Origin of the sequence: Vibrio sp. 10N.222.46.A1, from assembly GCF_041473595.1 — a bacterium.
Classification (GTDB): Bacteria; Pseudomonadota; Gammaproteobacteria; order Enterobacterales; family Vibrionaceae; genus Vibrio; species Vibrio tasmaniensis_A.
The window spans coordinates 1-1,889 of sequence record NZ_JBFRSN010001266.1 but is presented as its reverse complement, the minus strand read 5'-3'; the positions used below and the strand labels follow the sequence as shown (position 1 = coordinate 1,889).

1 protein-coding gene is annotated in these 1,889 nt (G+C 42.5%); it reads left to right on the top strand.

Annotated features, from left to right (window positions below):
- Window positions 1-326: 326 nt before the first annotated feature.
- Window positions 327-1,889: TonB-dependent siderophore receptor (locus AB4496_RS25805; protein ID WP_372132708.1), on the top strand; the 1,563-nt coding region annotated here is incomplete at its 3' end.

Sequence of the window (1,889 nt, the reverse complement as noted above, 5' to 3'; positions counted from 1 at the left end):
GAGGATTTTGTTATAGATGTTTGCTTATTACATTGACTGCGCAAATGGCGGTGTTTCAAAAAGTTTGGCGCATAGAACCGATTTTTAATTCAAGTGCTCGTTAAATGACTGTATTGAATTGGTTTCTTTTAACTGCAGGTTAACGACTCGTCAGCTCGTCTTTACAAAACTTTACGAATGCAAAGAATGTAAATTTAATGCAAATAGTAATAGTTATCACTTATATTCCCCCTCGAAATAATTCAGTGGTACCGGAAACGGTCTAACGGACACATCGAATAAATAACAAAGTGTTCGTCTAAAAGAATAAAAGTGGAGAAAAGGACATGTTTTCAAAAAAGCCATTGGCTTTAGTGATCGGCGCAGTATTAGCTTCACCAGCAGTATTGGCAGAAGCAGTAAAAACTGACGAGCATATGGTTGTTGAAGGTCGTGATTACGGTTATAAAGCCGACACGAATACAACAGCAATGCGCATGGAGGCGACTCAATTAGAGACTCCAGGACAAGTTACGATTATCAGTGAACAAATCATTGATGAGCAACGCGCAAGCACGCTTGGCGAAGTATTAAAAAATGATGCGTCAATTTCAGCGGGTTCTAAATCAACAAACCGTGAGCGCTTCAACCTACGTGGTTTCTCTCTAGGAAGCAGTTCTGGTTACTTGCGCGATGGCGTTCAACACTGGTCTCATTACCGTCAACCGGTAGAACTACTAGAACGTGTTGAAGTACTAAAAGGTCCTGCAGGTTTGCTCTACGGTAAATCAGCACCTGGTGGCCTTGTTAACATGGTTGCTAAGAAGCCTACGTATGAAACTCAAGTTAGCGTAAGCCAAGACATTGGTTCTGACAGCTACACACGTACTACCGCTGATGTAAGCGGTTCATTGAACGATGATCAAACTCTACGTGCTCGTCTTATTGTTTCACAAGAAAACCAAGACTCTTACCGCACACGTTTTGACGGCACAGATGTAGAGACTGACCGCTTTGTTGGTGGCCTATTTGTTGATTACGATATCAACGAAGATGTGATGCTATCTGCGCATTACGACCGTACTCAAGAGTTGGGTGATCTAGATAACGGCTCAAAGATTGATACGAAAACAGGTAAAGCGATTACCCCAAATACGGTTAATGACCAACGCTTCGCACAAACAGACAACGACGTAGCAAACTACGGTGTGGCTGTTACAGCAAACTTGAGCGATACATGGGCAGTTAAATCGGGTATCAGTCGTCAGTTTTACGAACGTCGCCGTACTGAATCAGATAACGTTATTGATTCAAAGAAAGACAGAAAAACCAAGAAAACACTAGGTTATGGTTACAAAGTGTCAGACCGTCATGATGAGTGGACGTTTGATACGGCTTACGTGGATTTTACTGGTGATGTTGATGCATTTGGTGTGAATCACCGTCTGTTGGTGGGTGCAAATGGGTTGCACTACGATTACAAGCGCCTGTACGTATCAGACTATGCTTGTTTTAACGCTTCTGAAGCAGACACAATGAAAGAGTGTGGCAAAGGCTTTGATATGCCTGCAGACATTCACTATAACAACGATGATTCAGTATCACACTCGAAGAGCCAACACTACGGTCTATATCTTCAAGATTTAGTGACGTTCAATGAACAGTGGCAAGCACTTGCTGGTGTTCGTTTCGCTTACGATGATACAACGAGCAGTTCTGGTAAAGAAGAGAGCTACAATAACATCCTACCTAAGTTCGGTGCGATTTACTCTCCGGCGCCAAACGGTTCTATTTACGCGGTTTACTCTGAAAGTTTTGAACCTGTAAGTGAGATTTCTGATAAAGATGATGTGAACTTCGGCCAGTCTCAAGATGCGAAGAAAGGTACACTTTATGAGCTAGGCTCAAAG